Origin of the sequence: Micromonospora hortensis (assembly GCF_022230935.1) — a bacterium.
Classification (GTDB): Bacteria; Actinomycetota; Actinomycetes; order Mycobacteriales; family Micromonosporaceae; genus Micromonospora; species Micromonospora hortensis.
Window position 1 is genome coordinate 20,343 of sequence record NZ_JAKKFE010000023.1, and the last position, 26,192, is coordinate 46,534.

Sequence of the window (26,192 nt, forward strand, 5' to 3'; positions counted from 1 at the left end):
CGGGCAAACCACCGCCCGACCGCCGACGCTGGACACCTACCAGGGCTTGCTTGTCACGGCGACCGAACCGGGGCCCGCTTGCCAGGAGAGCGGATCGACGGCATCGCCGATGGGGTGAAAGCGTAGCGAGCATGGAACCGTAGCGAGCGTGCAAGTGAATCGTCTAGATCGACAATAGGACAGTGTCTAGCGCTCTGAAATCCTCGTTCCTGAGGGTAGTATCCCGCCATGGCCCAGGTCGTATCGGATACCAACTCCGCCCCGGCGGAGCGGTCACTAGCTGAGCGCATTGCCGATAGCCGCAGCGAGAATGAGGTGGTTCAAGCTAGGCTGACTACTGATGAGCGGGTGCTGGCACGCGTGACCGATGGGATCTACCGGGAGCCATCGAGCGCGCTTCGGGAACTCATCTCCAATGCTTACGATGCTGACGCATCTGAGGTTGTAATCCAAACCGATCGACCCCGGTTTTCATCGATAACAATCACGGACAACGGCAATGGGATGAGCCCAGAGGTGCTTGCCCACGTCATCGAGCATATCGGCGGGAGCGCCAAGCGCTCGCCCGACGGTGGCGAACTAGGCGTTACGCGAAGAGACAACAGCTTCCTTAGTCCTGGCGGGCGCCGGCTGATTGGCCGCATTGGCATTGGCCTTTTCTCCGTATCCCAGCTCACCCATTCTTTTCAAATCATTACGAAGGTTGCGGGCGACCCTTGGCGAACCGTCGCTGTAGTCCGCTTACGAACCTTCTCCGACGAAGCCTCCGATGTCGAGAAGGGGCCATATGAGGCAGGCTTAGTCTCGATATGGAGAGTCGCGGCGCGGGACGTTGAGGCAAGCGGCACGACCATAGTCCTGACCGATCTGCAAAGGCATACCGTTCGGACCCTATCGGACGCCGATAGATGGTATCGAGTGCACACCGGCGAGAAGCCGCCTCGGTATCACGTCGGACGCCTTGAGCGCGGTGAATTGGTAAGCGAGCAGGGCAAGCCCGCGGACTCCCTCCCATGGAAGGACAGCGATGATGGCTTAGCCGCCTTCACGTCCCTGGTCGACGCCGTCTGGGAGGAACTAAGTACCGGAAGCTCTCGCAATCCCTCCATTGACTTTCTATTCGACAAGTACCTCCAAACAGTCTGGGAAATAGCCTTAGCTGCCCCCTTAGCCTATGTGGGCGCGCATCCGTTGCTGGTAGGCCCGGAAGAAGCGGACCGATACGTTTTCGAGGCGAACAAACGCGAGCCGGCCAGGCCACTTAGCGAGGGATCCCTTGCATCGGCGCTAGAAGTAGCAGATGACATTGGCACCGGCAAGCAGCCCTTCAGCGTGTTCGTCGACAATTTGGAGCTTCGGCGGCCGATCAGGCTAGAAGGTCTTCCATCAACGAGTCACGCCGTCAAAAAGCCGCTCGTATTTGCGGACCGGGTGCGCGAAGAGTTTGGTGGAGCAGACAGCGCCCGTAGCGGTGGGCCGCTTGAGTTCATCGCCTACATTATGTGGGCACCGAAAATCGCGCCGATCGAGCACAGGGGTGCCCTGATACGAGTTCACGGGGCAAGCGGCACCCTTTTCGATGAGACGTTTCTAGATTATGGTATCGCAGAGACCACTAGACTGCGCCAGTTGACCTGTGAAATATTCGTTACCCAAGGCTTTGAGTCCGCACTCAATATCGATCGCGAGGGCTTCAACCAGGCACATCCGCATGCCCGCCGAATTACAAGCTGGCTGCATGCCTCAATCGGGCGTGCAATCAATACCGAGAAAACCCTAGCCAGCAGAATCCGCAAGGAAAGCCAGGCAGCGGCTGCCGTCGAACGCGAGGCAGAACTTGACCGAATAGCCAAGAGGACCTGGAGGCAACGTCAGGCCGGGTCTGGAGAGCCGCCACCGGTCACCTGGGCTTATCACGGCGGCGGCGGGAGCCAATCCAACATGGTTGACAGCATCCGACTAGAGCCAGAGACGGTTCTAGGCGAGCGCCGCGCATCGCCATCCGCGGAGCGCGAGAGACGAACCTTGGCAGCCATTGCTCAGATTCTTGCGGCCTACAACCTGCTGGAAGACCTATCGCCCGAAGAGACTAACGAGCTGATGAAAGCTCTCGCCGCGGCCTTGAGGGTGGAGCCGTGACGAACGACGACTTGGATGATGAGGACTACGTCGCGCAGGACCTTCCTGTTCCCGATGAGACACCGGACGACCTCGCGCCGGTATATCAGCAACCTGTACCAATCGGCGGTATTCCAAGGCAATTCAAGCCTTGGCATAGGCCGCGCAAGCAGTTCGTCAGACGAAAGCAGTGGGTAAATTCCTTCGGTGACCTGTTAGATCATCTCTGCGGTGTAGACAATAAGAGAACAGAGGTGAACTACATCGGCCTACCGGGTAGCGATTTGCTCGATGTGCGGCTGTTTTCGGAGGAATGCGCAAAGAGGGGACTCTTGTTGCGCTATCTTGGCTTCGATCGAACTGCTATCGGGGACAGCCCGGAGAGTTCACACCTAAACCTCAGCAGGGACGAGCTCTTCAAGAGCGGGCACATCCACCGGGAAAGCATTGTGATGCCGGATGAGTTTCTGGAACTGGCCGACGTCAACTCGATGGCCTATGCGAACGCCAACCGCTTATCGTTCGACGTAGTTAATCTAGACTTCTGCGGTAGCGCAACCAACCAGCCCGGCGGCAAAGGTAACATCTACCAAGCACTGTTAAACCTTATGAGGGTGCAGTGGAAGCGGGACGAGCCGTGGGTCCTGCTTCTGACCTCGGCATTCGACCGCGATGGACAGGGCGGGAACGGCGTCCAAAACGCCGCGAAATTCGTAGGAGCACTGGAAGAGCGCTTGGCGGCGTGCGAAAAGGCTCTAACCGAGGCGCGAAAGGCTTTCGGGGCCGGATCCGATGCCGCCCTGCCGGAACTCGAATCCTGTGGCGACGAGGTTTACTCTAGGTGGCTACTTCTGGCTTTTATCAGCTGGTTGTCAACCATCGGACGTCAGGTGCGCAGCGCTCGCTTTAAGGTAATAAGTGTCTTTAGCTATAGGCTAAGCAAGAACCACCCTGCGCCAAATATGTTCAGCCTGGCAATTCGGGTCACGCCGTATGATCTCGCCGTACACGATCCAGCCAGCCTAATACCGGCACCGGAACTGCCCGACGAGTGTGCAGAACTTGAACAGCAGGCGGCGCGTATGGGTAGCGTGAAGGACGTCGACACCGCCCTGCGCGCCGACGAAACCCTCTTTGAGGGGATGCGTAGCGAGATGGCGGATCTTCTCGCAGACCTGCGATACGATCGTCAAGCCTACTTGAATAGCGACTTCAGCAAGCGGATCGAGGATTCCGAGGTGACGGCGGCGAGGGTTGCGCCTCAGCGGGTTGCCGAAACAGTCGCGGTTCAGCAAGCCGAGACGGAGAGCCTAGGTGCCTGATCACTTGTCACCCGAAGGCAGGTCTCGGGTGATGGCAGCCATTCGGTCAAAAAACACGAAGCCCGAGTTGGCCCTAAGGGCTTCGCTACGACTGGCAGGTGCTACCGGCTATCGCCTGCACACCAAACTTCTACCAGGAAAGCCAGACTTGGCCTTTACTCGGTGGAAGGTAGCCATCTTTGTAGACGGCGCTTTTTGGCACGGCCACGAAGAGCACTTTCGCGCGGAGACCGCCTCTGAGTATTGGAGGAGCAAGGTAGCCAACACCCAGAGGCGGGACCGGATGGCCACGACTGCTCTGGTATCCGCCGGGTGGATGGTCTTCCGCTTTTGGGACTTCGAAGTGAAGGACGACATCGAGCGCGTCACGAACTTAGTGCTGGACGCGCTGACACGCGCCGGTTGGCGCGATGGGTCAATGGCCGGAGGCTAGACTTTGCAGCCAGCGTTCGAGTGAGGAAAGGCGCCCAGTCTCGATGTGACGGAGCATTTCAATGCACTTGTTCTTGGACCTCGGGCTTACATCCGCATAAGCCACTTTCGGCCCACTTGTGTTTACGTGCACGACGTCAGTGAGAAGCAGAGTGTTCTCGGCTCTCCGGTCACAGGCGCGAACTAGCCGCGCAGCATCGAACTCGTTCGTTACGAGTACGTACCGGAAGGCTTCGCCGCCGAAGTTCACCCGCGCATAGTCCCGGAAGTCGCTCATAAATTGCTCTTCGCGATCGGCTCTGACGCTCCACTTGGCGGTGATTAGCGTTCGCTGCTGGTCAGATTTTCGGACGAGCGCTAGGTCCACCTGCCGCGGCTTCTCGTTTACTGGGCCGCGGTGGAAGCCGGGCAGGTGATGAAGCATGGCCCTAGTGTGAATCGTGTACGTGTCGCTGATGCCAGGAACACGCCTCAGGATCGCCGCCAAGGTATCTTCGAAGCCTTCACCAATCAGATTCTTGCGCTTGTTCTCCTGGGTGAGATACGCCATGATGCGTTCCGAAAGCTCACGCTGGGCGGCGGCCGGCGGTGTGGATTGCATCCAAGGCGCAAGGCCGTTGAGGATTATGGACATGAGTTCCGGATCATCGCCGGGCTCCGGGAAGGCTTGTCCCTCGTATGGTCTCCGCTGTTGGCGCACCCTCTCGGAGTGCCCCGCCCGAAGGGCGAGACCCGCTAAGTCCGCGCTTGCCTTCTTGAAGAGCCAGTCGATGTCGCTTCCCAGGTCGCCCGGTTCAACGCCCATGGCGTCAGATAGCCACTTATGGAAAGCCAGAGATCGCGCATACCAGGGCCGCCCTGGCTGGCATTTGTCACTTTCGTAACAATGCGCTAGACCGATGGTCCGATCGATTGATAGGAGGAGCCGGTAGACGTGGATCCACGCCGTTTCCGGTTTTATCTCGCCGGTTCCTGAGAAGTAGTCGGTGAGGAGTCGCGCTCGGTTTTCCTCTCCGAAGGCGCGATTTACAAGTTTCGCGCTCTCCAGTGGGTTGGCTTCTATCAGGCCATGGTCATCCGAGAACAGTCCGGCGCCGTGCGGTTCTGACAAGGGTAGCGACCTCCCGTGCGATGGCTGCCGCAAGAAGAGGCGGCACCGCATTACCCACCTGACGATAACGAGAGTGGGCGGCGCCGCCATCGATGCGTCCCGGTATGTTGCCACGACGCTCGTCCGTTGTGAAGACGAAACGGTCTGGAAAGGACTGAAGGCGGGCAAACTCCCGAACGCTCAGCGCCCGGGCTGCCCGATAGTGGTATGCCGAATCAGCCTTTGTGTTTAGAGTCCAAGCCCAAACGGCGGGGTGTAGCCGGCGGTAGGCGTAGAAGTGAGAGCGCCCCAAGCGTCCACTGTCGTTGCTCGGCCCCCACTTATCTCCGCTGATGTAACGGGCGAGGAGGTCTTCTGACAGGTCTCGGTGATTGCCACCCTCGGGGATGGCCAGTAACCGTGTGACCGTGTCCCGGTTGATGCGAGGTACGCTCACGTTCCTGACCGTGGGGCCACGCCCCTCCCGCATCAACCGTTGATAGGCACCCCGCGCGCGAGGCAACTCTCCGGCGGCGATCTCGTCTTGTCGCCTGCCCGCCTCTAGGCCCTCAAGATCGGAGATGGCTTGGGCTGCTGTCACGATGCCCGCATCCATCGGATCGGCCAAACGCTCAAGGTACTTTTCCGCGTCACCGCCGCGACCATCAACCTGGTATTGGCCTTTCGCGCGCCGCACGAGACCTAGCACCTCGGTAGCGTCGGTGCCGCTCAGCTTTACAGGGGCCGTCTTTAGGTCGCGTCGAACGCCGAGGAACACGAGGCGCTTCCGTGCCTGCGGAACTCCGAAATCGGCGGCGTCAAGGACCTGCGGCTCGACGACATACGTGCCACCGAGACTGAGATCCTCGGTGACCTGTTCCAGTACACCCATTTGCGCCATGCCTGGAACGTTCTCCATCACGAATGTCGCGGGGGCTAAGTCGGCAACGGTCGCCACAAACTCTCGGTAGAGTGAGTTCCGTGGGTCGTCAATAATCCGAGAATGATTACGTACCTGTGAAAACGCCTGGCAGGGGGGCCCACCTACGACGACATCTACGCCACGGCCCACGCTCAACACCTCGCGCTTGACGTCAGCTTCACGGATGTCGCCCGGCAGGGGCGTAGCCTCTGGAAAATTCAGTTTGTAGGTAGCGATAGCGTCAGGATCAACATCCGAACCTGCTACCACCTGGAAGCCCGCTTGTCTGAAGCCCTCGGAGAGGCCGCCGGCGCCAGCAAAGAGATCGATCATCTTGAGCCGATAGCTCTCACGATCGCCCTCTCGTGGCCCAGGGATGGCAGTGGGCAAGCGGAAGAGCGGCTCGGCAGCCATAGCAGTCATCTAGCTTCCATCCCCTCAGCTGGTGCAGCGGACAGCATAGAGCCACTTGATCCGATCATGTTCGAAAGCCTGTTCGAGTGGTGGCAGGCGCGCCGTGCCGCTGCCGTGTTAAGGCAGATCCGGTCCGTACCGGCGGGGGCCGTAGTCCCTCGCGCGTCTGGGAGTGTGACGTTGGGCCCGTGGCGCCCGCGTCCAAGGACGCGGCCGAACCCCACGCGGTCGCGTACGGAGGCTGTGTACAGACTTGCAACCACGGCGTCACCCCTGCGCCAAGAGCGCAACGGGCGATCGTGGGATCAGGCCCTGGGCGCGAGCCATCAGGTGAGCCGAACGGGTTCAAACCGGGATTCCGTCCGGCAGCGGTAACTCGTTGGTGTGGGCCGGCGGGCGGTACCAATAACGGGAGGGCGTCAGGTGCTCCTCCGCGGGAGTCCACGCGGTCCAGCGGCGGGCTCGTCCTCCGCTGGTTTCAATGGTTCCGTCGGGGAGCCTGCGCCAGCGGATTTCGTCCACGACCACGAGATGAGTGTCGGTACCGCGCGCGTGGTTGACCTCGTTGGAGGTCAGTTCGACCTTGTCCGCGAGCCTTGACGAGCCCTTGACCTCAATGTGCAGCTCCTCGGTTCCGCGTGTTGCTCGGACGTCGTAGCTCTCCCTGTGGCCGACATTCTCAACCTCGTATCCCTCGACATCGCGGTAGTGGTCCATGACCGTCCGGACGGCATGCTGCTCAAGCGCGACCTTGAGTATTTGATCGTTCATGTACCCAGATCCGTCGGAGCGAGAGCTTCTATCGGGATTTGTGCCCTTATCACGGGATGTTGGCTGACGCACCGGGACTGGGAGTCGGGCAAGTTCCCCGGCTGCCGCGGGCGATGGCCCTACTGCCAGGTCGGCGGCCAGGCGGTCGGCGTCGGAAGCCCCGTAGCCGGGAACAACGAGACGTAGCCGTATTCGCTTGGTGCTGTTGCCGGGACGGCGGGCGTCAGGGGCCTGACCGATCGTCGTCTGTGCGTTGGTTAGGCGCCGTCGTAACGCGTGAAGGTCCTGAGCGTCAACCAGAGGGATGGGCTCCATGATCAGGCTGCGACTCGACTCGGGAAGCATCTGGGTTCGCCGGGAATCAACTATGGCCGCTTCGATGACAGCTCCGCGTTCCTTGAGACGCTTCAAGATCAGCTCTAGCGCGGGCCGATAGTCGGTGTTCCGTGGCGGCCTGCCGTCGGCCCGACCACTCATGCTTTCGAGGATGACGGCGACTTGGCCGCCATCGGGCTCGACGGAGTATTCGGCGTCGAGCACACGGCCGCGATCGTCAGTCATTCGCACGGCGATCACTTTGGCACAGACGTGTGACAAACGACCTCAGGTTAAGACCACGGGAACTCTGACCAGTAATGGACTTGGCGACGGCATCGCTGACATAACCAGACCGACGAGGGTCGGCAGCGCATGGAGGGGCGACCCGAGATCACGAACACGAAGGGATATCAGCGGGCGATGAGCACCCACCTGCAGACGAGCGTTCTCGCTTCCACGTTCTGCCCCCACAGTTGCCGATTTCTTCTGTTCGGGATCAAGGCGCCGCGCTCCGCGCGGCGCGGGCGCGGTGAACCCGCCCGGCGGCAAGCCGCCCCGGCCGCCTGCGGCACCGGGGCGGAGAGCCACCGACAGCCGGCGGGCCGGCCGCGCCCACACGCAAAGTCGGAACGACGAGCAGCACCAGGCCGTGACGATCGCGTTAGTGGTTGCTCCTCGTGGAGTTTCCGGCGATCGGCTGCCGCGCCGGCTACGCCGTCTTGCCCCCGAGCCAGCGACGCAGCCTGAGCGGAGTGTCGGCCCCGGCCGGCAGACTCCTGCCATGAGTTACGACTTGGCGGTCTGGGAAGGCGAGCAGCCGGCGGATGACGCCGCCGCGGGCGAGGTCTACGACCAGTTCTACGACACCTACATGGACGGCGAGGAGCAGGTACCGACACCGCGCATCCGTGCCTATGTCCTCGCGCTGCTTGCCCGATGGGCGGAGGAGTTGCCGGACGACGACGAGGATGTCAGCCCTTGGTCCGCCAGCCCACTGATGGACGAGGCGTCCGGGCCAATGGTCTACTTCACGATGCGCTACAGCATGTGCGAGGAGGTCTCGGCCGAGGCCGCGCGCATGGCAGCCGCCCACGGCCTGGTCTGTTACGACCCTCAGTGGGAACGTCTTCGGCCAACCGCTGACGAGCGGACGGCGTGCCATTAGCGTGCCATTAGGCCGGGACAACCAAGGTCAACCCAGGCCACCAGGGACCCGCCGCGACCAGGCCGCCGGCCCTACGACCTGTCGCCCATCGGCAATTCCCAAGCTGACAGTGCGGGTTCGATTCCCGTCACCCGCTCCACTGCGAAGGCCCTGCCCAGGACGTGAGTCCCGGTCAGGGCCTTCGACGTTCACGGTCAAACGATCAGGCGCGTGCCATCAGCCGCTGCTTTTCCAGGTCGTCAAGTCCCCTCGAAGCCCCGGTACGTTCCGGACTCGTCGGCGGCGTCGGCGAACTCGGCGAAGTCCATGTTGGCGATGGTGAGGTTGGCCGAGACGTCCGGATACCAGCGGGGCGGCACGTGGAAGGTGCGACCGGGCTCGCGGCTTAGGTCGACGGCGAGCAGCGGGCGTTCGACGTCGATCATCGTGGCCGCGTCGGCCACGAACAGGTAAGGGAGCCAGTCTTCATCACTGATGGGGGCGTTCGCGTCGATCAGCTGCTTGACGGTCGCCTTGCTGTAGGCGGGATCGTCGACGAAGGTCGCGCTGTAGTAGCAGTCCCACCGGCGAAACTCTTCCTTGACGGCCTCCCACGTGCTGTCGTCGGTGAAGTCGGTCCGGAGCACAAGCGATGCGAGGTCGTCGGGTTGCGGCAGAGGGGGCACGACGAAGATCCTCCACCCCGCCAGGCCCTATCGGTAGTCGGCGAAGATGCGACGTTGCACGCCGTCGACGGTGACCGGGCCGCCGTGGGGGAGAACCCACTGTGGTCTGGTGTGGCCGAACGGAACCCCGACGCAGATGACCGCCTCGGGGTTGTAGCGGGTCACCACGTCGACGACAGTGTCGCGCTGCTGCTCGCGAAGTCGCGCACGATCCTCGGCCGGGGGTCGACGGGTGTGGTCGGAGACCGGCGGACGGGCGACCAGGACCGCGTCGACGGCGCTGAGAAGACCGCGTTCACCCAGTGACCGGACGATCCAGCCAACCTCGCGGGCGGGGAGAAGCTCCTCCGACGTCTCGATGATCAACACTCCGCCGTGCAGGACCTCCGGCGGAAACGGGAAGCGTCCCGCCGTCAGGATCCACTGGATGACTTCCAGGCAGCCACCCCAGGTGGGGCCGGTGACCGCGCGGGACGGCCCGTGCCAGCTCCACGGCTCCGTCGGTTCGCGCTCGCCGAACGACTTCAACGCCTGGGGATCTGCCCAGTCGATGCCGACGTCCTCGGACTCACCCGGGTCGGTGATCTCCAGTCGTTCCCCGGTGAGCAACGCCGCTCGCAGTGACCGGACGTGGATGTCGTCGACGGCAGGCCCGGGGCCGAGGTGCACCTGGGAGGACCCGCCGTAGAAGCTGGCGATGCCGAGGCCCCAGAGCCAGTGGTGCAGGTTGGTGTTGTCGCTGGTGCCGAGGAACGGCTTCGGGTCGGCTCGGGCCAGGTCGGCGTCCAAGTGGGGGATGACGGTGATCTGGTCGTCGCCGCCGACGACGGCGAGAATGCCGCGTACCTGGGGGTCCGCGAAGGCGGCGTTGATGTCCGCCGCCCGCGCTGCCGCGCTCGCGCCCACCTGGCGGGTGGTGGGGTATTCGACCGGAACGAGGCCGGTCAGGTCGGCGAGCCGTCGCATGGCCTGCTCGTGGATCCCGGGATAGGCACCGGCCGCGGCGAAGGACGGTGAGAGGACCGCGAGGTGGTCCCCCGGGCGTGCCTTCCGAGGACTAACAAGCTCATGCTCCATGTCGAGATCCAACAGGTGCGTGAGCCCGTACGCATCTCAATTCGAGGGCTGTGGACGCGCACGCCCGAGGCGTTTCAGCACCAGCGTGTGACATGCGTAGATCGTTCTTTCGGCGGCGAAGTAGGGCTCGGCCGCCTCCAGTCGGGGCACCTCCACGCCCAGCCTGCGCCTCCGCCAGGGTGTCGCGACAGACCGCGCGCAGCTCCTCGGGGTTGGCGTGGGCCTCCATGACCAGGCGCATCGGCGGGAAGTGCCTGAACAGCCGGGCCATTGCCGGTGCTGCCAGCCAGACGGGCGCGGTGAACGGAAGTAGCTCGCCGCGGTGCCGCCGCAGATCGACGCCGCGAGCCTCGACGGGCCGCAGGAGTTCGCGGGTGGCAAGGATCGCTTCGCGTACGTTGCCGGGCGTCAGCTTGGACAACGAGCCCAGCTTCAGGCTCTGCGTGTGCGGGCCTGCGTTCTGAACGAAGTGGATCGACAGCCAGCCACGGAAGTCGGAGTTAACGTGGCCCTGTGTCGATCCAACAGCTGCGCTCAGGTGGAAGCCCGGAACTCCTGATGGCGTCGCAGGAGTTCCCGTAGTGCGTTGATCTCGGCAGCCAGTGCGGCCTGCCCCTGCTCGGTGATCCTGATCCAGGTCTTGGGCCGGCGGCCGTGGTAGCCCCGTTCGATCTGGATCAGGTCGGCCTCCTCCAGCACGGCGAGGTGTCGGGAGAGGTTGCCGGCGGTGAGTTCGAGGGCGTCGCGCAGGTAGGCGACCTCCACCCGTTCGGCCTCCGCCGCGATGGTGAGGATGCCGAGCCGGTTGCGTTGGTGGACGGTGTCGCTGAGCCCGTTCGTCGGGTGACCGCCGTTGCCGGTGCCGGCGGCCTCTGCGTTGCTGCTCACGCCGGCCTCTTGATCGTGTTGAGGAGGGCGATGCCGCCGCCGACGAGCAGGATCGGTGCGGGCAGCAGGGCCGCCAGTAGGAAGCTGTGGCGGTTCAGGTCCCCGGGCTGGAAGTTGGCGGTCTGGAAGTAGATGTTCACGAGGACGACCGCCGCGGCGTAGACCACGGCCACGACCGTCAGGCCACGACTGCGTTCCAGTCGAGCCAGGACCAGTAGCCCCACCGCGATGACCAGGTGCGGGATCATTCCGCGATCGGAGATGCCCAGCAGCGGTGTGGTCACCCAGCCGGTCGCGTTCGAGATCACCGTCGCCGTGTTGAGCAACAGGTACCGCAGCACGATCGGCAGCACGAGCCCGACGAGGGTGCCCACGATGCCGGCGATGACGTACGGCCGAGCCGGTGTCTGGACGCCCACCCGCACACCATGCCACCGGTACCACCAGAGGCTGAGCAGGTAGCCGCCGATGAGCGCCGCCAGCCAGTACCAGCCGAGGGTCGCCGAGCGTTCGAGGAAGTCCCCGCCGAGGCCGGTCAGTGCGGGGTTGTCCTGCCCGACACGCATGCCGAGCGGATCGGTCGACTCGACGTACAGGGGTGCGGCTGCCGCCATCAGGAGGCCGAACAGCAGCAGCGGCAGCCAGTAGGCGTTGCGGACGGCCCGGGTACGCCGCTGGAGGGCGGTCACCGCGGCCAGCAGCTCTCCGGGTGTGCTGCCGCTGTTCGGCGCGGTGCTCGATCGGTCCGTCACTGTGACCTCCAGGCTGCTGCGCGGATCTGCACTGCCAATAGGTTTGCATCGCAAATCATTCTGCGCAAGTGTTCCAGCGAAGTGATGACATCCGCGGGGATCGACCGTGGTAGTTCCTGCCGGGCCTCGGCAGCGGCTAGGGTCCGGCTTGGAGGTGGTCCGTGTTCACCGAAGCCTTTCCGATCGTGACGACACCTGACCTGCCACGACTGATCGCGTTCTACCGGGACGTGGTCGGCTTCGAGCTGACCTACCAGTTCCCGGACGAGGGCGCCCCGGAGTTCGTCGCCCTGCGGCTGGGCAGCAGCGAACTCGGCCTGGCCGCCAACCCGGAGGCTGGCGGGCCGGCCGACTCGCACCGCTGGGAGTTGTGCGTCTACGCCGACGACTGCGACGCGGCAGTGGGCGCGCTGCGTACGGGTGGGGCGACAGTCACCGAGGAGCCGGTCGACCAGCCCTGGGGCGAGCGGTCCGCCCGGGTCACCGACCCCGACGGCAACCGGTTGCTGGTGCTGGCCCGGCTCTAGACGACGGTGCCGGGGAGGAGGGCGGTCATCGCCTCCAGAACAGCAGATGGGTGACTCCGCTGGGGCTGGGCACCGACTCAAGGTGGAAGCGGTCGAGCAACTCGTCGGGGCTGTCCCACAGCCGCTCGCCCCGCTGGAGGTCGACGGGCGCCACGGCGATGTGCATCGTGTCGACCAGGTCGGCCTCGATGAACTCGCGAATGGTGGCCACCCCACCGCCGAGGCGTACGTCCCGACCGTCGGCTGCCTGCGTCGCCTCGGCCAGCGCCTCGGCCGGGCTGACATCACGGAAGTGGAACGTGGTGTCGGAAAGGCTGAACGACGGGCGCAGGTGGTGGGTGAGCACGAAGACCGGCGTGTGGAACGGCGGGTTGTCCCCCCACCAGCCCTGCCACTCGTGATCCTTCCAGGGGCCGCGCTGCGGGCCGAACTTGTTGCGACCCATGATCTCCGCGCCGATGTTGCACTCGGCGTCGCGGGTCAGGTAGTCGTCCAGGCCACGAGTCCCGCCCGGCTCGGTGCGATACACGAAGCTGGCGGTGGCGGCACGCCAGGAGAACAGCGGGGTGGGGTCCGCGTGACCAAAGGGCCGTTCCAGGCTCTGCCCCTCTCCGGTCCCGAACCCGTCGCGCGAAACGTTGAAGCACTGCACCCGCAACAGTTGCGGCATGGCGTGTCGTCCTTCCTTCGATGGGCCGTGATTCAGTTCGCGGTCACCGTCGGTCCACCGCCGCGGCCCCGGTCGTCGAGCACGAGCGGGGCGCGACCGCGCACCGCGTACCGGATGTGGGTCACCTGCGGGGTGACAAGGACGCGGGTCGGCGTCAGCTCGACACCCCCCGCCCCGGTGCCGCTCCCCGAGGGGTCGGAGTCGAACGCGATGTCCCTACCGGGAAGAAGTGTGACGCGTGCCACTCTCGGGCTCGGTCAGGTACCACGTCCCGGCGTGTTCCGGGTCGCGTGACCAGCGCATCCGGGCCCGTTCCTCCGGGCGAGGGCTCCAGTCCCGGTAGGGCGCGAGGGCCACCCGCCAGACGATCACCGCGAAGAAGTACAGGCCCGGGCCAACCAGCCAGAGCAGGGCGTCGCGCCGCCGATAGGAGGCGTACGGCGCGAGCCACGCGGTCGCCGCCATGGGCACCGCGACCGCGCTGAGGTCGGCCACCGGCCCGCGACCGAACCGAGACTCGATCAGCTCGCGGAGGATGAGCGACGGAATCATCACCCCGACCAGCAAAGCCCCCGTGCGGACCATGCGGAGCCGGTGGGTCCGGCCACCCGGGGATACGCGGGCAGCAGCTCCTTCGGTGGGCATCCCCGGAGAGTACGGGTTTGTCGCAACGAAGCCCGACCCTCTGCTCAGCGTGATGCCGAGGGCGGATGTTCGGCCCGACTAGGGTGGCGATCATGCGGATTGGCATCGTGATCCTGCCGGACCAGCGGTGGGCGGAGTCGCAGCGTCGCTGGCGGCAGGTCGACGAGTGGGGCTTCGACCACGCCTGGACGTACGACCACCTGGGTTGGCGTGACCTGGTCGACGGCCCGTGGTTCGACTCGATGGCCACGCTGACCGCGGCCGCCACGGTGACCTCGCGGATTCGACTGGGCACCCTCGTGGCGTCACCGAACTTCCGGCACCCGGCCGCGTTCGCCAGGCAGATCACCACTGTGGACGACGTCTCCGCCGGCCGGCTGCTGCTCGGCCTCGGCGCGGGCGGCATCGGCTTCGACTCGGCGGTGCTGGGTGGTGAGACGCTGCCGCCGCGTCAGCGGGTCGACCGGTTCGCCGAGTTCACCGAGTTGTTGGACCTGATCCTGCGGGAGGACGGCACCACCTGGCGTGGCGACTGGTTCGCCGCGGTGGATGCCCGCAACAACCCCGGCTGCGTGCAGCAGCCTCGGGTGCCGTTCGTGGTGGCCGCCAACGGGCCACGGTCGATGCGGTTGGTGGCCCGCTTCGGGCAGGGTTGGGTGACCACCGGCACCGGTGACGACAACGACCTGGCGGGTTGGTGGGCCAGTGTGTCGGCGCTGTCCGCGCGGATGGACCGGACCCTGGACGAGGCCGGCCGCGACCCGGCCAGCCTGGACCGCTACCTCTCGCTGGACGCGGCGCCGGTCTTCTCGCTCAGCAGCGCACAGTTCTTCGCCGATCAGGTCGGCCGGGCCGCCGAGTTGGGCTTCACCGACGTGGTGACGCACTGGCCGCGCGCCAGCAGTTGGTACGCCGGTGACGAGGCCATCCTGGTGGACGTGGCGACGCGGTTGCTGCCACAACTGCGCGGCTGAGGCTGACGCACCGACCCGACCGGGTCAGGTGCCGAGGTCGCCGCTGGCCACACCGCCCTCGCCGCCGGAAACCAGGCGGAAGCGCAGGCAGACGATCGGGGTGTCGCCGTCGACCGGGGTGCCGAGCCGCGCCCAGTAGGTCGAATGCCCGGCCCGCCACTCCTCGATCGAGCGGTCACCCTCGCCCTCGGCGTGGGCGAAGTCCCAGGGCACGTCGGCGAAGCGGACCACCTCGACTCCGGTGATCTCCACGACGCCGGCCAGTGCGTTGTCGTCGTCGACAAGGGCCAGACGTTCGCCGACGTGCTCCAACTCCTCGCCTTCTTCCGCGTACTCGGCGAGCCGGCCGGCCGTCGCGGTCTTCACACCCGCCAGCACCAGAGTGTTGAGGGTCGACCGCAACTCGCCGGGGGTGCCGAGGGCGAGGGCGCGTAGTTCACCGATCCGAGGCCACATCCTGCCGAGGCTAGGCCAGCGCGGGCCGGGCCGCCGCCGCAATACCCGTCGCCCCGCTCAGATCAGTTGGCCGGCGTAGCCGGGTGCGGTGAGGAGCCGCTCGTCAGCGCTCGTCGCGTACGCGTCGAGGATCGCGTCGGCGAGCTTGACCACGTGCTCGTCGCCGTGGCGGGCCGCGCGGGCGAAGACCTCCGACGGCGGCGCGGGGGTCACTGTCGGGGGCGCGATGCCGGTGGCCGGGGCGTACACGGAGGTCATGGCCGCCGTCGCGGCCCAGGCCGCGGCGAAGCTCGGCGCCCACAGACCCCGGTCGAGTGCGGGCAGGGTACGCAGCACGGCGGTCGGCGCGGTGACCGCGTGCACCAGCATGACCGGCGCTGCGTGCCCGAAGCGCAGGTAGTCCAGGCCGGCCCGGTGCACCAGCGTGGTGAGCCCACGCTCCGCCTCGGCCGGGCTCCGCGCGGGGCGCAGCGTCGCGAGTGCCGGCTCCCATCGGGGTACGCCCGGCAGCTGGTCCAGCCGATCCCGGACGCCGCCGGTCTGGTCGTCGATCCGGGGCAGCCCGGCCAGCGCGGCCGCCACGTCGATGTCGTCGGCGCCCGGCTGGTCCGGGTCGCCGGTGAACAGCCGGTCGGTGCCGGGGATCGGCTGCCAACGGGCCGCCCAGTAGCCGAGGGCCTGACCCAACTCGGTGAGCCGCTGTCGGTTCTCGTCGTCCGGGTCGAGCGCGCGTACGGCGTGCCCGACCCGGATCACACCGTGCGTGGCGCCGGCGGCGATGCCCGGCAGTAGCCGGGGCCACCAGGTGCCGAGCACCGCACGCCACTGGTGTTCGCGCAGTTGCCTGTCGAAGTAGGCCAGCCAGTCACCGGCGCGCCTCGGATCGCCCAGCGCTGACCGCCAGTCGTCGATCGGGTTCAGCCCTCGGGGCATCTCGTCGAGGCGGCCGAGGTAGTCGTCGAGCCAACGGTGCACCCGGTGCGGGTGCCCGTGTCGGACCAACGCCTCGACGGCCATCGGCCCGTGGTTGGACAGCCAGCCCTGATATTCGGGGCCGGTGCGGTGCAGCCGCTCGTACGCCTCGTCGAGAATCCCGTCACTCATCCGTCGATCGTCGGTGCTCAACCTCGCTTCAGGTCAAGCGGGCAGATCCGTGGCGTCGATCAGGCCGGTGATCCGTAGGTCGGCCGCGACCTCGGGCGGGCAGTCCACGGCCACCACCGCGGTGCCGAGCACCTCGGCGCCCCGCGCGGCGCAGATGTCGTAGAGGGCGCGTAGCTGCGCGCCGGTACGCACCCAGTCGTCCACCACCAGCACCCGGTCGTCGGGGCCGAGGTGTCGGTCCCGTACGGCGAGGTCGACCCGTCGGCCCCGGTAGTCCGGCGGGCTCTGCGCCCAGGTGAGTGGCCCTGCCGGCAGTCGCCCGTCACCGGGCTTGTGGGCGGCCACGAAGCCGACCCCGAGGGCGGTGGCGGCCAACGGCCCGAGCAGCAGCCCGGTGACGGCCGGCGCGAGCACCACGGTGGGCCGGGCGGCCCGGTACGGCGCCACCAGGGCCGGCCCCAGCTCGGCCAGCACCGTCGGGTCCCGCCACCAACCGGAGATGTCGCTGACCAGGTGACTGGTGTCCGGTCCGGGGTCGATCCACTGGAACAGGGCGGCCAGGCGTTCGGTCAGATCGGCGGGCATCCGCCCATCCTGCGGCACGGGGAGTGGGCGTGGCGGCACCCGGGCCACCCGGCCCATCCCGGGTCGGATGATCGGCTACACGTACCTGTGCAAATACGGGCATAGCACCATGATCACGTTGACTTCGGAAGTGCTTCTCTCGTTACGGTCCGACCCGGTTTGTTCAGACGACGAAAGGACCGGGCCGGTGGCAGGCAAGCACTCCCGTACCCGCATCTTCTCCTCCCCGGCGGGCATCGTGGCCACCGCGGCGGTCGGCGTCGCCCTCGCCGTCGGAGGCACTGTAGGTGCCGTTCAGTTGGTCTCCGGCCCCGACCAGTCGGGGCAGGTGGCCCTCGACCTCACCCCGACCACCGCCGCGAGCAGCCTCACCCCCACCAGCGCCCCGGCCGTCACCCCGAGTGTCAGCGCCTCGCCCAGCGTGACCGCCAGCCCGTCGGCGACCCGGTCGCAGCAGGCCGCCTCTCGGAACAAGGAGCGCACCGCGTCGCCGAAGCCGAAGCCGACGGCCAAGAAGACCACGGCTGCGGCGAAGGTGCTGGACAGCGGCTCGTGCGGCGCCTCGTTCTACTCCGACGGGCAGCTCACCGCCAACGGCGAGTCGTTCAACCCCGACGCGCTGACCGCCGCGCACAAGACACTGCCGTTCAACACCAAGGTCCGGGTGACCAACCCGGCCAACGGCAAGTCGGTGACGGTGCGGATCAACGACCGCGGCCCGTTCATCGACGGCCGCTGCCTGGACCTCTCCCGGGCCGCCTTCGCCAGCATCGCCTCGGTCGACGTGGGCGCGCTCACCGTCCGCTATGAGGTCCTCGGCTGAGTGGGATCGGCGACGCCGATTCGGCCGGCCGACTGGGCCGGCCGGACAGAACCTCCTCGGACGACGGGTCAGGTTCATTCACCGGTTCACGTGGATCAGGCAAACTGTCCCTCGTACCCACGCGACTCCTCCAGTCGGGCCGTCGCCCGCTGAGCCCCGGATCCCGCGCCGGCCTCGGCGCGGCCCTCGTTCTGCTCGCGATCGTCTCGGCGGTGGAGGCGGCGGACGGCCGCAAGGTGCACTACGTCGCGCTCCTGGCGGCCGCGCCGGTTCTCGCCGCCGCCCTGGCGTCCTGGCTGGTGGTCCTGGGAGTGGGCGTCGCGGCGACGCTGATCGGCGCCGGCTTCGCGCTGATCGCGCCGAAGGTCTCGTTGGCCACCTCGGTCAGCGTTGTCGCGGTCGCGCTCGTCACCGGGATGGCCGTGGCGGTGGCCTGGGTTCGCCAGCGGCAGGCCGAGCGGATCGTGGAGCTGACCAAACTCGCCTCGGTGGCCCAGCAGGCGGTGTTGCGCCCGCTCGGGCCGCAGGTCGGCACGCTCTCGGTCGCGGGACGCTACATCTCCTCCACCGCGACGGCCGAGATCGGCGGCGACCTGTACGAGGCGATCGACACGCCCTACGGCGTCCGCATGATCATCGGTGACGTGCGGGGCAAGGGCCTGGACGCGGTCCGGCTGGCCAGCATCGTCCTCGGTTCCTACCGGCACGTGGCGTACGAGCGGGCCGACCTGCGGGCCGTCGTCGCCGACCTGGACCGCGCGGTGGCCCGCAACGTCGGCGACGAGGACTTCGTCACGGCAGCTCTGGTCGAGGAGCGCGGCGGCACCCTCACGATCGTCAACTGCGGGCATCCGCCACCGCTGCTGCTACGCCGGGGTGCGGTGATCCCACTGGAACCACCGGCCCCGGCGCCTCCGCTCGGGTTCATGCCAGTGGTCCGCCCCCGGGTCGAACGCCTGGAGCCCGGGGACCGGCTGCTGCTGTTCACCGACGGTCTCGGCGAGGCGCGGCGGGACGGCGAGTTCTTCCCGACCGCCGACCGGGCCTGGCGACTGCTCGGCCATGGCACTGTCGCCGACGGGCTGGCATCGCTGGAGACCGCCCTGGTCGAGTGGGTGCACGGTCGGCTCGACGACGACATCGCGCTGGTCCTGATCGAGTACGTGGGAGCCCGTACCGGCGCGGCCGTAGCCGTCCCGAGCTGGGAGGTCGGCGCCGCCGAGAGCTGAGCCGGCCGACAGCGCCCGCAGGTGTGTAATCGCCGTCACTTGGGTGATCCGCTTGTCGCTGCCTACCCGCGAGTAATACAGTCGGGGTTACTGATCGGTAACACCTGTCCGGAAGCGGGGCCAGCGAGCATGACCCACTACAAGAGCAACCTCCGGGATCTCGAGTTCAACCTGTTCGAGGTCTTCGGGGCGGACCGGGCGTTCGGCCAGGAGCCGTACTCGGATCTCGACACCGACACCGCCCGCAGCTTCCTCGCTGAGGTCGACCGCCTCGCCCGCGAGGATCTGGCCGCCAGCTACACGGACAGTGACCGCAATCCGCCGGTCTTCGACCCGGCGACGCACACCGCGCCGCTGCCGGAGTCGTTCAAGAAGTCCTACCAGGCATTCATGGACTCCGAGTTCTGGCGCCTGGACCTGCCGCCGGCGCTGGGCGGCACCAACGCGCCGCGCGCCCTCTGGTGGGCGCTCGCCGAGCTGGTGCTCGGCTCGAACGCGCCGGTCTGGATGTACGCCTCCGGCCCGTCCTTCGCGCACGTGCTGCACGTCGAGGGTAACGAGCGGCAGAAGAAGTGGGCCAGGCTCTTCATCGACAAGCAGTGGGGCTCCACGATGGTCCTCACCGAGCCGGATGCCGGCTCGGACGTGGGTGCGGGGCGCACCCGGGCGATCCAGCAGCCCGACGGCACCTGGCACATCGAGGGCGTGAAGCGCTTCATCACCTCGGGTGAGCACGACCTGAGCGACAACATCGTGCACTACGTGCTGGCGCGTCCGGTCGGCGTGGAGGGTGCCGGTGGCCCCGGCACGAAGGGCCTGTCGCTCTTCGTGGTGCCGAAGTTCCACTTCGACGAGACCACCGGCGAGCTTGGCGAGCGCAACGGCGTCTACGCCACGAACGTCGAGCACAAGATGGGCCTGAAGGTTTCCAACACCTGCGAGGTGACCTTCGGCGAGCACGGCGTACCGGCCAAGGGCTGGCTGCTGGGCGACAAGCACGACGGCATCCGGCAGATGTTCATGATCATCGAGTACGCCCGGATGATGGTCGGTACCAAGGCCATCGCCACCCTCTCCACGGGCTACCTCAACGCCCTCGAGTACGCGAAGAACCGCGTGCAGGGTGCCGACCTGATCCAGCAGGCGGACAAGACCGCCCCCCGGGTCACCATCACCCACCACCCGGACGTGCGCCGCTCGCTGCTGCTGCAGAAGTCGTACGCCGAGGGTCTTCGCGCTCTGGTCCTCTACACCGCCACCTGGCAGGACAAGGTCGCGCTGGCCGAGGCTGCCGGGGACGAGAAGGCCACCAAGCTGGCCAAGCGGGTCAACGACCTGCTGCTGCCGCTGGTCAAGGGCGTCGGTTCGGAGCGGGCGTACGAGATGCTCGGGCACGAGGCCCTGCAGACCTTTGGCGGCTCCGGGTTCCTTCAGGACTACCCGCTGGAGCAGTACGTCCGCGACGCCAAGATCGACACGCTGTACGAGGGCACCACCGCCATCCAGAGCCTCGACCTGATCTTCCGCAAGATCGTTCGGGACAACGGCAAGGCGCTGCTCGCGGTCTCCGGCGAGATCCAGGAGTTCATCTCCTCCGAGGCGGGCAACGGCCAGCTCAAGGAGGAGCGGCAGGCGCTGGGCAAGGCGCTGGCCGAGATCCAGAACATCCTCGGCGTGCTGACCGGCTGGCTGGGCGAGGCGCAGGGCGGCGACACCCGCGCGCTCTACAAGGTCGGGCTGAGCAGCCGGCGGTTCCTGCTGGCGATCGGCGACCTGGTGGTCGGCTGGCTGCTCCAGCGGCAGGCCGAGGTGGCACTGAAGGCCCTCGCGGGCGAGGTCTCCGCCAGCGACAAGGCGTTCTACACCGGCAAGGTGGCCGCTGCCCGCTTCTTCGCCCGTGAGGTGCTGCCCCGCATCGGCGCCGACCGGCGGATCATCGAGGGTGCCGACCTCGACATCATGGACCTCCCGGAGGAGGCCTTCTAGGTCTTGTGCTGGGTCGCACCACCCGGCACCTGCCACGGCCGGTGGGGCTTCTGCCCCGCCGGCCGTCGCCGTCTCCGCCCGGCGGCGGCACGTATTGGCCTAGCCCGGTCGGGTATGCCGCTGGCGTGGCGGGTAACCGTCGCGTGACCTCGAAAGGGAACGCCCAGAGCCACCGCACGGGGGAGTGCAGCGCACATGGGTGTAGGAAGCGGCATTTTTCTCATCGCCATCGGCGCGATCCTGACCTTCGCGCTGAGGGCCAACGTCTGGTGGATCGACGTACGCGCGGTCGGCTGGGTGTTCATCCTGGCCGGGCTGGCCGTACTACTGACCACTGTCTGGTTCTGGCAGGACCGGCGCAAGCGGGCTCGAACCCTCATCGTGGAGGAGAACCGGCTGTCTCATCCGACGGCGATGATGCCGCCACCGCCGGACCCGCCGCCACCAACGGCGCCGCCGTCCTGATCCCCGCACAAGGCGTACCCCTGAGCCACCCGTCGGATCGGCGGGTGGCTCAGTCGCGCGCGGTGTGGCGAGCCGTGAGCGGCGCTCCCGCCCTACTCACTTCCGCCCAAGCGGCTGGGACCCGGTGCACAGCCAGCTCGGCGGTGCGCAAACCCCCGTCGTCCACTCCCTCGGGATCCAGGAGCGCCGAAAGCAGCGAGATGCCCGGATTATGGGCAATGATCAGCGCCGTGCGGGCCGCCGGGTCCACAGTGCGGACCAGCGACAACAACTCCTCGGGGTGCGCATCGTACGCACCCGGCTCATAGCGGACGGTTGGCCGAGGACCGGTCGGGCCGCCCTCCGGCGGTGAACCGGTCATCCCCATCGCCACCCCATGCCAGGTCTGCCGGGTGCGTCGGGCCGTCGAGCAGATCACCACGTCGGGCAGCAGCCCCTGATGCGCCAACCAGGCCCCAGCCGCAGCCGCGTCGGCGTTCCCGCGTGCACTCAGCGGCCGCTCCGCGTCGTCCGCCGCGTCGCTGCCCTGCTCGGCCTTCGCGTGCCGCAGCAACACCAGAGTCCGTGTGTCGGGGTCGACGTCCGTCATGCCCCCAGCTTGCCCGATTGGCGATCTCCGTGCCTGGGTAAGTCGATGGATGCCGCACCCCTACCGACGGCCGCGGCGCGACGTTAGAGCCGAGGAGCGAGACATGGGCATTGGTGGCAGCATCTTCTTGATCGCATTAGGCGCGATCTTCGCATTCGCAGTGGAGGCCGACCTGGGCTGGCTGGACCTGGCCGTGGTCGGCTGGGTGCTGATGCTCGCCGGCGTCGCCGGCCTGCTCACCACCCTCTACTTCTGGAACAGCCGCCGCCGCCCGGTGGTGGCCGCTCCGGTTCGCGAGGAGCGCGTGGTGGCCGACCGGGTCGTGCCGGTCCAGGACAACCAGGTCATGCAGGAGTACCGCGAGGTGCGTCGGCCGGGCCGACCGGTCTGATCCTCGCCCACACACTCCGGGGTCCCGCAGCGTCGCGGGGCCCCGGCTCGCGTCTGCGCCCGGTTCGCGTCTGCGCCCGGTTCGCGTCTGCGCTCGGCTCGCGTCTGCGCCGGGACCGCCGGCGTCCCGCCACCCCCTGCCAAGATCCGCACACTTTCAGGGAAGTTGCTGCCTGAGGGTGCGGCGAGGCAGCAGTTTCCCCGATGTTGCGCGGATCTTGAGGGCGGGCCCGATGCCGGGGCCCGCCCGGGAGCGGTGATCGGCCGAAGATCGCGCTCGATCCAGGAAATAGGGCTCTCGGGTGCCAGGGAGGCCACTACATCCTTGATCGAGCACGATCATCGCGGCTGCCGCCGTTGCGTTCGCGCCGAGCGGCGTTGCCGGGACCAGGAGGCCGGGCTGCGTTCGCGCCAGGGTGCGTTCACGCCGGGCTGCGTTCGCTGGGCCGCCTGTGCACCGGCCGTTTGGGCCGCGCCTGCGTCGTGGCCGTTCGGGTCGCGCCTGCGTCGTGGCCGTTCGGGTCGCGCCTGCGTCGTGGCCGTTCGGGTCGCGCCTGCGTCGTGGCCGTTCGGGTCGCGCCCTGCGTCCTGGCCGTTCGGGTCAGGCGAACAGCGCGAAGTAGATCGCGATGTGGTGACAGAGCGCCGCCAGCAGCGTGCAGGCGTGGAAGAACTCATGGTGGCCGAAGACGGTCGGCCACGGGTTGGGTCGGCGCAACGCGTAGAAGACCGCGCCGACGCTGTAGATCGCGCCTCCGACGATCAGCAGCACCAGCGCTGCGACGCCGCCCCCGTGCAGGATCTCCGGCAGCATGGCGACCGCCACCCAGCCCAGCGCCAGGTAGAGCGGCGCGGACACCCAGCGCGGCGCATGCGGCCAGATCACCTTGACCGCCACGCCGGCCAGCGCGCCGCCCCAGACCAGGGCCAGCATCACGGTGGCCGGCCGGGGGGCGAGCAGCATCGCGCAGAGCGGTGTGTACGTGCCGGCGATGAACACGAAGATCATCGAGTGGTCCATCCGGCGCATCACCTGGTAGCCGCGCTCTGACCACACACGACGGTGGTACAGCGCGCTCGTGCCGAAGAGCCCGCAGACCGTCAGGCTGTAGATGAGGCAGCTCACCAGGGGTGCCCACCCCGGCCGGGTCGCGGCGATCGAGCAGAGCACGATGCCGCAGACCACGGCGACGAAGAAGGCGTACGTGTGTAGCCAGCCGCGCATCCGGGGCTTACCGATGTCGACCGGCTTCAGGCGAAGCGGGGCGGAGGTGGTCACCCAGTCAGGTTACGGCACCGTAGGTTACTTGTAAGTAGTGGCGTTGGTGACACCTGGCACCGTCAACGTGAACACCGGATCGACTCGACATCGGCGAGGATGAGCGAATGCGGATCCGGCCCGTCGGGGCGCACGCCCTGCTACTCGACTGCACCACCCCCGCCGACACCCCCGAAGCCGCGGCCGACATCCCGGAAGCCGTGTTTGTCGAAGCGTGGCGGGCCGAGCTGTGGCGGCGTCGGGAGCGGGGCGACCTGATCGCCGTGGAGATCGTGCCGGCGGCCCGGACAGTCCTGCTCGACGGCCTGCCCGACCCGACCACCACGGCCGAGCAGCTGACCCGATGGGCGCCCGCCGTCACCACCGCGACCATCCGCCCCAATCAGGCCGACGCCGACACCGACGGCAACACCGACGCCGACGCCGACGCCGACGCCCACGGCAAAGCCCACGCCAAAGCCCACGCCAAAGCCGAAGACCACGCCAAAGCCGAAGCCCACGCCAGAGCCGACGCCCACGCCCACGCCCACAGCGCCACGACCGGAGACGGAGCCGACGGCGCGGCGGACGTGGACGTACCGGTCATCTTCGACGGGCCGGACCTGCCAGCGGTGGCGGAGCACTGGGGCGTGGACGTGCCGGCAGTGCGGCACCGGTTGACCATCACCCGGTTCCGGGTGGCCTTCTGCGGATTCGCCCCCGGATTCCCCTACCTGACCGGGCTGCCCACCGAGTTGGCGCTGCCCCGGCTGGCCACGCCCCGTCCCCGGGTGCCGGCCGGCTCGGTCGCGTTGGCCGGCCCGTACGCCGGCATCTACCCGGGCGCTTCCCCGGGCGGCTGGCTGCTGGTCGGTCGGACCGACCTGGTGCTGTTCGACGTGGCCGCCGACCCGCCGGCCCGACTCGGTCCGGGCACAACGGTCCGGATGGTGGCGGCGTGACCCACGCGGCCGCCATCGAGGTGCTCCGCGCCGGTGCGCTCACCACGGTGCAGGACCTGGGCCGGCCGGGTTGGGCGCACCTGGGCGTACCGCGGTCCGGTGCCCTCGACCCGGGTGCCCTGCGGTTGGCCAACCGACTGGTAGGCAATCCGGAGCAGGCGGCCGGCCTGGAGATCACCCTGACCGGTTGCACAGTGCGGCTGACCCGGGCGGCGACGGTGGCTGTGACCGGCGCCGAGGTCGCCGTCCAGGCGGGTGTCCGACCCGGTGACACCGGACGCCCGCTCACAGTGCCGGCGGGGACGGTGCTGCGGATCGGTCCCGCCCTGCGGGGTGTACGAAGTTGGCTGGCGGTGGCGGGCGGCATCGACGTGTCGCCAGTGCTCGGTAGCCGGGCCACCGACACCCTCTCCGGGCTGGGCCCGCCCCGGCTACGGGACGGTGACCTGCTGCCGCTCGGTGACCCGGTCGGCACCCCCGCACCGGTGGACCTGACCGTGTGCCCCACGCCGCCTGAGGAGCTGCACCTGACGTTGGTCCCCGGTCCTCGCGAGGACTGGTTCACGCCGACCGCGTTCGACAGGCTCTTCGGCAGCGCGTACACCATCAGCCCGGTGAGCAACCGGGTCGGCGCGCGGCTCGCCGGCGCGGCGCTCCCCCGCGCGGTGGTCGGCGAACTCCCCAGCGAGGGCCTCGTGCTCGGTGCGGTGCAGGTGCCGGCGGACGGACAACCCCTGATCTTCCTCGCGGACCACCCGACCACCGGTGGATACCCAGTCATCGGGGTGGTCACCGACGTGACCCCGCTCGCGCAGGCCCGGCCAGGTACTACCGTCAGATTCCATGGACCTCAACGCTGACCTGGGCGAGGGATTCGGCATCTGGCGACTCGGCGACGACGAGGCGCTGCTGAGCCTCGTCACCTCCGCAAACGTCGCCTGCGGTTTCCACGGCGGCGACCCGTCCACCATGCGGCGGGTCTGCGAGGGCGCCGCGCGGCGCGGGGTCGCGGTGGGCGCGCAGGTCGGCTACCGGGATCTGGCCGGCTTCGGCCGGCGGCACATCGCGTACGACTTCGCCGAGCTACGCGACGAGGTGACCTACCAGTTGGGGGCGCTGGACGCGTTCTGCCGGTTGTTCCGCACCCGGGTCCGCTACCTCAAGCCGCACGGGGCGCTCTACCACGCGGCCAGCACCGACGAGTCCCAGGCGGCGGCGGTGGTCGCCGCCGTCAGCGGCTACGACCCCGAGCTGCCAGTACTCTGCCTTCCCGGCTCGACGCTCGCCCAACTCGCCGTGGGCGCGGGCCTGCCGGTGGTTGCCGAGGCGTTCGCCGACCGCGCCTACCTGCCCAACGGGGCGCTGGTGCCGCGCGGCACCCCCGGCGCGGTGATCACCGATCCCGAGCAGATCGCCGAACGGGCGGCGCGGATGGCCACCGAACGCAGCGTGGTGGCGGTCGACGGCACAGTCATCCCGTGTTCGGTCGACTCGATCTGCGTGCACGGTGACACCCCGGGCGCGGTTTCCGCAGCCGAACTCGTCCGCGCCACCCTGATCGACGCCGACATCACGCTGGCCCCGTTCGCCTGACC

The 26,192-nt window shown here is 67.6% G+C and carries 28 protein-coding genes; 14 read left to right on the forward strand and 14 right to left on the reverse strand.

Annotation, left to right across the window (positions count from 1 at the left end):
- The first annotated feature begins 228 nt into the window (after positions 1 to 228).
- From NIE111_RS16280 to NIE111_RS16290, 3 genes are read left to right on the forward strand one after another with little or no spacing between them, the layout of a single operon-like run.
- Positions 229 to 2,139, forward strand: a complete 1,911-nt coding sequence (locus NIE111_RS16280; RefSeq protein WP_238685206.1) for an ATP-binding protein — start codon at positions 229 to 231, stop codon at positions 2,137 to 2,139.
- Complete coding sequence (locus NIE111_RS16285) at positions 2,136 to 3,440, forward strand: PP_RS20740 family protein (RefSeq protein ID WP_238685207.1); 1,305 nt, start codon at positions 2,136 to 2,138, stop codon at positions 3,438 to 3,440. The genes NIE111_RS16280 and NIE111_RS16285 overlap by 4 nt, the downstream gene beginning before the upstream one ends.
- Positions 3,433 to 3,873, forward strand: a complete 441-nt coding sequence (locus tag NIE111_RS16290) for a very short patch repair endonuclease (RefSeq protein ID WP_308193687.1) — start codon at positions 3,433 to 3,435, stop codon at positions 3,871 to 3,873. The genes NIE111_RS16285 and NIE111_RS16290 overlap by 8 nt, the downstream gene beginning before the upstream one ends.
- Here NIE111_RS16290 and NIE111_RS16295 read toward each other — a convergent pair.
- The 3 genes from NIE111_RS16295 to NIE111_RS16305 all read right to left on the reverse strand — a co-directional run bounded on the left by NIE111_RS16295 (position 3,856) and on the right by NIE111_RS16305 (position 7,630).
- Positions 3,856 to 4,983 (reverse strand): hypothetical protein, encoded by a 1,128-nt coding sequence (locus NIE111_RS16295; protein ID WP_238685208.1) that lies wholly within the window; start codon positions 4,981 to 4,983, stop codon positions 3,856 to 3,858. The genes NIE111_RS16290 and NIE111_RS16295 overlap by 18 nt on opposite strands.
- Positions 4,946 to 6,298, reverse strand: coding sequence for a DNA cytosine methyltransferase (locus tag NIE111_RS16300; RefSeq protein WP_238685209.1), 1,353 nt, complete (start codon positions 6,296 to 6,298; stop codon positions 4,946 to 4,948). The genes NIE111_RS16295 and NIE111_RS16300 overlap by 38 nt, the downstream gene beginning before the upstream one ends.
- Before the next feature lie 345 nt (positions 6,299 to 6,643).
- Positions 6,644 to 7,630 carry a protein NO VEIN domain-containing protein gene (locus NIE111_RS16305; RefSeq protein WP_238685210.1) on the reverse strand — a complete coding sequence of 329 codons (987 nt, stop codon included), beginning with the start codon at positions 7,628 to 7,630 and terminating at the stop codon, positions 6,644 to 6,646.
- 538 nt (positions 7,631 to 8,168) lie between these two features.
- Here NIE111_RS16305 and NIE111_RS16310 point away from each other — a divergent pair.
- Entirely contained in the window at positions 8,169 to 8,552 is a 384-nt protein-coding gene (locus tag NIE111_RS16310; RefSeq protein WP_238685211.1) for a hypothetical protein, read from the forward strand.
- A gap of 239 nt (positions 8,553 to 8,791) precedes the next feature.
- On the opposite strand, the gene NIE111_RS16315 is transcribed toward NIE111_RS16310, so the two are convergent.
- From NIE111_RS16315 to NIE111_RS16330, 4 genes are all read right to left on the reverse strand, one after another.
- Positions 8,792 to 9,217 (reverse strand): DUF6924 domain-containing protein, encoded by a 426-nt coding sequence (locus NIE111_RS16315; protein ID WP_238685212.1) that lies wholly within the window; start codon positions 9,215 to 9,217, stop codon positions 8,792 to 8,794.
- A gap of 27 nt (positions 9,218 to 9,244) precedes the next feature.
- On the reverse strand, positions 9,245 to 10,183 hold the full coding sequence (locus NIE111_RS16320) for an LD-carboxypeptidase (RefSeq protein ID WP_238685416.1): 939 nt from the start codon (positions 10,181 to 10,183) through the stop codon (positions 9,245 to 9,247).
- A 645-nt stretch (positions 10,184 to 10,828) separates the two neighbouring features.
- The gene (locus NIE111_RS16325) at positions 10,829 to 11,182 is read right to left on the reverse strand and encodes a transcriptional regulator (protein ID WP_238685213.1); all 354 of its coding nucleotides are present in this window, start codon (positions 11,180 to 11,182) and stop codon (positions 10,829 to 10,831) included.
- Positions 11,179 to 11,934, reverse strand: a complete 756-nt coding sequence (locus tag NIE111_RS16330) for a hypothetical protein (RefSeq protein WP_238685214.1) — start codon at positions 11,932 to 11,934, stop codon at positions 11,179 to 11,181. The genes NIE111_RS16325 and NIE111_RS16330 overlap by 4 nt, the downstream gene beginning before the upstream one ends.
- 185 nt (positions 11,935 to 12,119) lie before the next feature.
- On the opposite strand from NIE111_RS16330, the gene NIE111_RS16335 reads away from it, so the two are divergent.
- Positions 12,120 to 12,461, forward strand: a complete 342-nt coding sequence (locus NIE111_RS16335) for a VOC family protein (protein ID WP_238685215.1) — start codon at positions 12,120 to 12,122, stop codon at positions 12,459 to 12,461.
- Positions 12,462 to 12,486: 25 nt separating this feature from the next.
- On the opposite strand, the gene NIE111_RS16340 is transcribed toward NIE111_RS16335, so the two are convergent.
- Both NIE111_RS16340 and NIE111_RS16345 read right to left on the reverse strand, forming a co-directional pair.
- On the reverse strand, positions 12,487 to 13,131 hold the full coding sequence (locus NIE111_RS16340) for a dihydrofolate reductase family protein (protein ID WP_238685216.1): 645 nt from the start codon (positions 13,129 to 13,131) through the stop codon (positions 12,487 to 12,489).
- A gap of 216 nt (positions 13,132 to 13,347) precedes the next feature.
- A complete protein-coding gene (locus tag NIE111_RS16345) occupies positions 13,348 to 13,776 on the reverse strand; it encodes a hypothetical protein (RefSeq protein WP_238685217.1) in 429 nt (142 codons plus the stop codon).
- Between the two features lie 65 nt (positions 13,777 to 13,841).
- On the opposite strand from NIE111_RS16345, the gene NIE111_RS16350 reads away from it, so the two are divergent.
- Positions 13,842 to 14,750 (forward strand): LLM class flavin-dependent oxidoreductase, encoded by a 909-nt coding sequence (locus NIE111_RS16350; protein WP_238685218.1) that lies wholly within the window; start codon positions 13,842 to 13,844, stop codon positions 14,748 to 14,750.
- 24 nt (positions 14,751 to 14,774) lie between these two features.
- On the opposite strand, the gene NIE111_RS16355 is transcribed toward NIE111_RS16350, so the two are convergent.
- From NIE111_RS16355 to NIE111_RS16365, 3 genes are read right to left on the reverse strand one after another with little or no spacing between them, the layout of a single operon-like run.
- Complete coding sequence (locus NIE111_RS16355; RefSeq protein ID WP_112700111.1) at positions 14,775 to 15,206, reverse strand: ASCH domain-containing protein; 432 nt, start codon at positions 15,204 to 15,206, stop codon at positions 14,775 to 14,777.
- Between the two features lie 57 nt (positions 15,207 to 15,263).
- A complete protein-coding gene (locus NIE111_RS16360) occupies positions 15,264 to 16,310 on the reverse strand; it encodes a questin oxidase family protein (protein WP_238685219.1) in 1,047 nt (348 codons plus the stop codon).
- A gap of 33 nt (positions 16,311 to 16,343) precedes the next feature.
- Positions 16,344 to 16,895 (reverse strand): phosphoribosyltransferase family protein, encoded by a 552-nt coding sequence (locus tag NIE111_RS16365; protein ID WP_238685220.1) that lies wholly within the window; start codon positions 16,893 to 16,895, stop codon positions 16,344 to 16,346.
- Positions 16,896 to 17,082: 187 nt separating this feature from the next.
- Here NIE111_RS16365 and NIE111_RS16370 point away from each other — a divergent pair, with 187 nt between their 5' ends.
- From NIE111_RS16370 to NIE111_RS16385, 4 genes are all read left to right on the forward strand, one after another.
- A complete protein-coding gene (locus NIE111_RS16370; protein ID WP_238685221.1) occupies positions 17,083 to 17,718 on the forward strand; it encodes a septal ring lytic transglycosylase RlpA family protein in 636 nt (211 codons plus the stop codon).
- A 104-nt stretch (positions 17,719 to 17,822) separates the two neighbouring features.
- A complete protein-coding gene (locus NIE111_RS16375; protein ID WP_238685417.1) occupies positions 17,823 to 18,947 on the forward strand; it encodes a PP2C family protein-serine/threonine phosphatase in 1,125 nt (374 codons plus the stop codon).
- Positions 18,948 to 19,076: 129 nt separating this feature from the next.
- Positions 19,077 to 20,933, forward strand: a complete 1,857-nt coding sequence (locus NIE111_RS16380; RefSeq protein WP_238685222.1) for an acyl-CoA dehydrogenase — start codon at positions 19,077 to 19,079, stop codon at positions 20,931 to 20,933.
- Positions 20,934 to 21,128: 195 nt separating this feature from the next.
- Positions 21,129 to 21,398: a DUF6458 family protein gene (locus NIE111_RS16385; protein WP_030487564.1), complete on the forward strand. Its 270-nt coding sequence runs from the start codon at positions 21,129 to 21,131 to the stop codon at positions 21,396 to 21,398.
- Positions 21,399 to 21,447: 49 nt separating this feature from the next.
- Here the strand turns inward: NIE111_RS16385 and NIE111_RS16390 are convergent, their stop codons facing one another.
- The gene (locus tag NIE111_RS16390) at positions 21,448 to 21,987 is read right to left on the reverse strand and encodes a SixA phosphatase family protein (protein WP_238685223.1); all 540 of its coding nucleotides are present in this window, start codon (positions 21,985 to 21,987) and stop codon (positions 21,448 to 21,450) included.
- 103 nt (positions 21,988 to 22,090) lie between these two features.
- Between NIE111_RS16390 and NIE111_RS16395 the strand changes: the two genes are divergently transcribed.
- Positions 22,091 to 22,378: a DUF6458 family protein gene (locus tag NIE111_RS16395; protein WP_238685224.1), complete on the forward strand. Its 288-nt coding sequence runs from the start codon at positions 22,091 to 22,093 to the stop codon at positions 22,376 to 22,378.
- A 600-nt stretch (positions 22,379 to 22,978) separates the two neighbouring features.
- Here NIE111_RS16395 and trhA read toward each other — a convergent pair.
- Positions 22,979 to 23,656: a PAQR family membrane homeostasis protein TrhA gene (gene trhA / locus NIE111_RS16400; RefSeq protein ID WP_112601190.1), complete on the reverse strand. Its 678-nt coding sequence runs from the start codon at positions 23,654 to 23,656 to the stop codon at positions 22,979 to 22,981.
- Between the two features lie 107 nt (positions 23,657 to 23,763).
- On the opposite strand from trhA, the gene NIE111_RS16405 reads away from it, so the two are divergent.
- The 3 genes from NIE111_RS16405 to NIE111_RS16415 are packed head-to-tail and all read left to right on the forward strand — an operon-like array spanning position 23,764 to position 26,190.
- Entirely contained in the window at positions 23,764 to 24,597 is an 834-nt protein-coding gene (locus NIE111_RS16405) for a 5-oxoprolinase subunit B family protein (protein ID WP_238685225.1), read from the forward strand.
- Complete coding sequence (locus NIE111_RS16410; RefSeq protein ID WP_372488350.1) at positions 24,495 to 25,457, forward strand: 5-oxoprolinase subunit C family protein; 963 nt, start codon at positions 24,495 to 24,497, stop codon at positions 25,455 to 25,457. The genes NIE111_RS16405 and NIE111_RS16410 overlap by 103 nt, the downstream gene beginning before the upstream one ends.
- Positions 25,441 to 26,190, forward strand: a complete 750-nt coding sequence (locus NIE111_RS16415) for a LamB/YcsF family protein (RefSeq protein ID WP_238685227.1) — start codon at positions 25,441 to 25,443, stop codon at positions 26,188 to 26,190. The genes NIE111_RS16410 and NIE111_RS16415 overlap by 17 nt, the downstream gene beginning before the upstream one ends.
- Positions 26,191 to 26,192 lie beyond the last annotated feature (2 nt).

Coding starts and splice junctions, on each gene's coding strand:
- NIE111_RS16280 (WP_238685206.1), top strand. CDS start 229: ATGGCCCAGGTCGTATCGGATACCAACTCCGCCCCGGCGGAGCGGTCA.
- NIE111_RS16300 (WP_238685209.1), bottom strand. CDS start 6,298: ATGGCTGCCGAGCCGCTCTTCCGCTTGCCCACTGCCATCCCTGGGCCA.
- NIE111_RS16305 (WP_238685210.1), bottom strand. CDS start 7,630: ATGACTGACGATCGCGGCCGTGTGCTCGACGCCGAATACTCCGTCGAG.
- NIE111_RS16310 (WP_238685211.1), top strand. CDS start 8,169: ATGAGTTACGACTTGGCGGTCTGGGAAGGCGAGCAGCCGGCGGATGAC.
- NIE111_RS16320 (WP_238685416.1), bottom strand. CDS start 10,183: ATGCGACGGCTCGCCGACCTGACCGGCCTCGTTCCGGTCGAATACCCC.
- NIE111_RS16340 (WP_238685216.1), bottom strand. CDS start 13,131: ATGCCGCAACTGTTGCGGGTGCAGTGCTTCAACGTTTCGCGCGACGGG.
- NIE111_RS16345 (WP_238685217.1), bottom strand. CDS start 13,776: ATGCCCACCGAAGGAGCTGCTGCCCGCGTATCCCCGGGTGGCCGGACC.
- NIE111_RS16350 (WP_238685218.1), top strand. CDS start 13,842: ATGTTCGGCCCGACTAGGGTGGCGATCATGCGGATTGGCATCGTGATC.
- NIE111_RS16355 (WP_112700111.1), bottom strand. CDS start 15,206: ATGTGGCCTCGGATCGGTGAACTACGCGCCCTCGCCCTCGGCACCCCC.
- NIE111_RS16360 (WP_238685219.1), bottom strand. CDS start 16,310: ATGAGTGACGGGATTCTCGACGAGGCGTACGAGCGGCTGCACCGCACC.
- NIE111_RS16365 (WP_238685220.1), bottom strand. CDS start 16,895: ATGCCCGCCGATCTGACCGAACGCCTGGCCGCCCTGTTCCAGTGGATC.
- NIE111_RS16380 (WP_238685222.1), top strand. CDS start 19,077: ATGACCCACTACAAGAGCAACCTCCGGGATCTCGAGTTCAACCTGTTC.
- NIE111_RS16385 (WP_030487564.1), top strand. CDS start 21,129: ATGGGTGTAGGAAGCGGCATTTTTCTCATCGCCATCGGCGCGATCCTG.
- NIE111_RS16390 (WP_238685223.1), bottom strand. CDS start 21,987: ATGACGGACGTCGACCCCGACACACGGACTCTGGTGTTGCTGCGGCAC.
- NIE111_RS16395 (WP_238685224.1), top strand. CDS start 22,091: ATGGGCATTGGTGGCAGCATCTTCTTGATCGCATTAGGCGCGATCTTC.
- NIE111_RS16405 (WP_238685225.1), top strand. CDS start 23,764: ATGCGGATCCGGCCCGTCGGGGCGCACGCCCTGCTACTCGACTGCACC.
- NIE111_RS16415 (WP_238685227.1), top strand. CDS start 25,441: ATGGACCTCAACGCTGACCTGGGCGAGGGATTCGGCATCTGGCGACTC.